Annotated in this window: 3 protein-coding genes and 1 pseudogene; all 4 read left to right on the forward strand. The window is 61.9% G+C overall.

Annotated features, from left to right (window positions below; genetic code table 11):
• The first annotated feature begins 46 nt into the window (after positions 1-46).
• Positions 47-895 carry a carbohydrate ABC transporter permease gene (locus EN990_RS34895; RefSeq protein WP_127369131.1) on the forward strand — a complete coding sequence of 283 codons (849 nt, stop codon included), beginning with the start codon at positions 47-49 and terminating at the stop codon, positions 893-895.
• A 31-nt stretch (positions 896-926) separates the two neighbouring features.
• Positions 927-1859, forward strand: coding sequence for a 3-keto-5-aminohexanoate cleavage protein (locus tag EN990_RS34900; protein ID WP_064994970.1), 933 nt, complete (start codon positions 927-929; stop codon positions 1857-1859).
• A gap of 11 nt (positions 1860-1870) precedes the next feature.
• Positions 1871-2956, forward strand: coding sequence for a sn-glycerol-3-phosphate ABC transporter ATP-binding protein UgpC (gene ugpC / locus EN990_RS34905; protein ID WP_127388569.1), 1086 nt, complete (start codon positions 1871-1873; stop codon positions 2954-2956).
• Positions 2917-3436: pseudogene (locus EN990_RS34910) on the forward strand (PAS domain S-box protein); the annotation flags it as partial. The gene ugpC and the pseudogene EN990_RS34910, both read left to right, overlap by 40 nt.

Consider the following 3436-nt stretch of genomic DNA (forward strand, 5'->3'; position numbering starts at 1 on the left):
TCACTGCAATCGCGCTTCGCTACCTGCGCCGTCGCGAGATCGAGCTGTGAGCGCGACAGCCCGCACCGGGCAACCCGCCGAGTTGCTGAAGAATGGCGCCATCCAGCTGATGCTGGCGATCAACGCCGTCATCATGATCTATCCGCTGTTCGTCATGGCGATGTCGTCCTTCAAGACTAATGCCGAGATCTTCTCCTCGCCCTTCGCCCTGCCGGCGCACTTTTCGCTGGCCAATGCCGAGCGGGTGTGGAGCGAAACCAACTTCGTGCGCTACCTCGCCAACTCCGTCGGCATCACCATGGCCGCGGTCGCCCTCATCCTTCTGTTCAGCACCATGGCCGCCTATGCGATTGCCCGCTACCAGTTCAGGCTGAGCGCGCTGGTGCTGATGTTTTTCCTCAGCGGCATGACGGTGCCGCTCAAACTGGCGATCATTCCGCTGTTCATCCAGCTGGATTCGCTTGGGCTGGTCGACAGCTATGCCGGCCTGGTGCTGGTCTATGTCGCCATGGGCATTCCCTCAGCGGTGTTCATCATGACCGGCTTCCTCCGGACCTTGCCGCGCGAACTGGAAGAGTCCGCACGCATGGACGGCGCCAGCGAATTTCGCATCATGCGCTCGATCATGTTGCCGTTGGCGCGCCCGGCCCTGGTCATCGTCGCCATCCAGAACGCCGTGCCGATCTGGAACGACTTCTTCTTCCCGCTGGTGCTGATCACCTCGGACGAGCTCAAAACCTTGCCGCAGGGCCTCACCGTCTTCGTCGGTGAATTCACCACCGACTGGGGCGTGCTGTTCACCGGGCTCACTCTGGCGGCGCTGCCGATAACGCTGCTCTACATCGTGCTGTCGAAGCAGTTCATCTCCGGCATCACCCAAGGCGCGGTGAAATAGACTGCGGTCAAATAGACGAGGAAATCTTCAAGTGGCGAACCAGAACAAGATCATCATCACCTGCGCGGTTACCGGCTCGATCCACACGCCGTCCATGTCGCCGCATCTGCCGGTGAGCGCCCAAGAGATTGCCGATGCCGCGATCGGCGCGGCCGAGGCCGGCGCTGCCATCGTCCATCTGCATGCGCGCAACCCCGCCGACGGCCGGCCCGACCAGTCGACCGAGGCGTTTGCGCCCTTCCTGAAGGTGATCAAGCAACGCTCGGACTGCGTCATCAACATCACCACAGGCGGCGCCGCGACAATGAGCGTCGAGGAGCGCGTCAAGCCGGCGGCGACCTTTGCGCCGGAAGTTGCATCGCTCAACATGGGCTCGATGAATTTCGGCCTCTACCCAATGCTGGAGCGCTTCAAGACCTTCGAGCATGACTGGGAACGCCCCTATCTCGAAGGCTCGCGCGACCGCATCTTCCGCAACACCTTTGGCGACATCGAGCACATCCTGCGCACCTGCGCGCAAAACGGCACGCGTTTCGAGATCGAGTGCTACGACATCGGCCACCTCTACACGCTCGCCCATTTCGTTGAGCGCGGCCTGGTCAAGGCGCCGTTCTTCGTCCAGAGCGTGTTCGGCATATTGGGCGGCATCGGCACCCATCCGGAAGATGTCGCGCATATGAGGCGCACCGCCGACCGGCTGTTTGGACAGGACTACCACTGGTCGGTGCTGGGCGCCGGCCGCAGCCAGCTGCCGATCGCCACCCAGGCCATTGCGCTCGGCGGCAATGTGCGCGTCGGGCTGGAGGACTCGCTCTGGATCGGCAAGGGCCAACTGGCGAAATCCAATGCCGAGCAGGTGCGCAAGGTACGCCAGATCATCGAAGGGCTTGGCGCTTCGGTCGCCACCCCTGACGAGGCACGGCAGATCTTGCAGCTCAAGGGCGGCGACAAGGTCTCTTTCTAAGGAAAATACCAATGAGTGCGCTCACCATATCAGGTGTCGATAAGGCCTATGGCAAGGCGAAGGTCATCCACGGCGTGTCCGTCGACATCGCGTCGGGCGAATTCGTCATCCTGGTTGGCCCGTCCGGTTGCGGCAAGTCGACCTTGCTCAGGATGATCGCCGGCCTGGAAGACATCAGCGCCGGCGAGATCGCGCTCGAAGGCAAGGTTATCAACGATGTCGCGCCGAAATCGCGCGATATCGCCATGGTCTTCCAGAATTATGCGCTCTACCCGCACATGACGGTGCGTGAGAACATGGCCTTCGCACTGACGCTGAAGAAGATCGATAAAAGCGAGATCGACGCCAAGATTGCGCGTGCCGCGACGATCCTCGGACTGCAGGACTTGCTGGATCGTTATCCGCGCCAGCTTTCCGGCGGGCAGCGCCAGCGTGTCGCCATGGGCCGCGCTATCGTGCGCGACCCGAAGGTCTTTCTGTTCGACGAGCCACTCTCCAACCTCGACGCCAAGCTGCGCGTGCAGATGCGCGCCGAAATCAAGGCGCTGCACCAGCGCCTGGGAACCACCATCGTCTACGTCACCCACGACCAGGTCGAAGCCATGACTATGGCCGACAAGATCGTCGTCATGAATGGCGGCATCGTCGAACAGGTCGGCGCCCCGCTCGATCTCTACGACCGGCCGGCCAATCTGTTCGTTGCCCAGTTCATCGGCTCGCCGTCGATGAACATCCTGGACGGCCGCACCACTACGGACGGTTTTGTCGCCAGCGACGGCACGGTATTTCCGCTGCCTGCGTTGGGACAGGGCGAAAGTGCGCTTGCCTGGGGCATCCGGCCCGAACATCTCAAGCTCTCAGACAGCGGCGTGCCGGCGGTGGTCGAAGTGGTCGAGCCGACCGGCGCGGAAACCCTTGTCATGGCCAAAGCCGGCACCAACACCTTGAGCGCGTTGCTGCGCGAGCGGATTTCCGTGATGCCGGGCCAGAAGGTTTTCCTGGCGCCGGACCTCACCCAGTTGCATCTGTTCAACGCCAAGGGTCAGCGCATTATGCGGGTGCGGAACGCATCAAGGGTTATTCGGCAGATGAAATAATCGGCAGGCACTTTTCCCAATTCTATACTCTCGAGGACCGTGAGCGGGGCAGTCCGCAAAGTGCCCTGGAGATCGCCGCCCGTGAAGGGCGAGTTGAGCGCGAAGGCTGGCGTATACGCAAAGACGGAACTACGTTCTGGTCCCACGTGGTCATCGACGCCATTCGGCACGAGGATGGCGAACTCCTGGGGTTCGCGAAGATCACACGCGACATTACGGAGCGGAAGAAGGCGCAGGAGTCCTTGGATCAGGCCCGTGAGGCCCTTTTCCATTCACAAAAAATGGATGCGGTCGGCAAGCTAACGGGCGGCGTCGCCCACGATTTCAACAATTTGCTGATGGCGATTCTGGGAAGTCTTGAGCTGCTCCGCAAACGGCTTCCCGACGATCCACAATTGCTGCGTCTTCTCGACAACGCGGTGCTCGGCGCGCGACGGGGAGCGTCCTTGACGCAGCGCATGCTGGCCTTTGCCCGGCGGC

The sequence above is a fragment of the Mesorhizobium sp. M7A.F.Ca.US.005.03.1.1 genome, from assembly GCF_003997975.1.
GTDB classification, from domain to species: Bacteria; Pseudomonadota; Alphaproteobacteria; order Rhizobiales; family Rhizobiaceae; genus Mesorhizobium; species Mesorhizobium ciceri.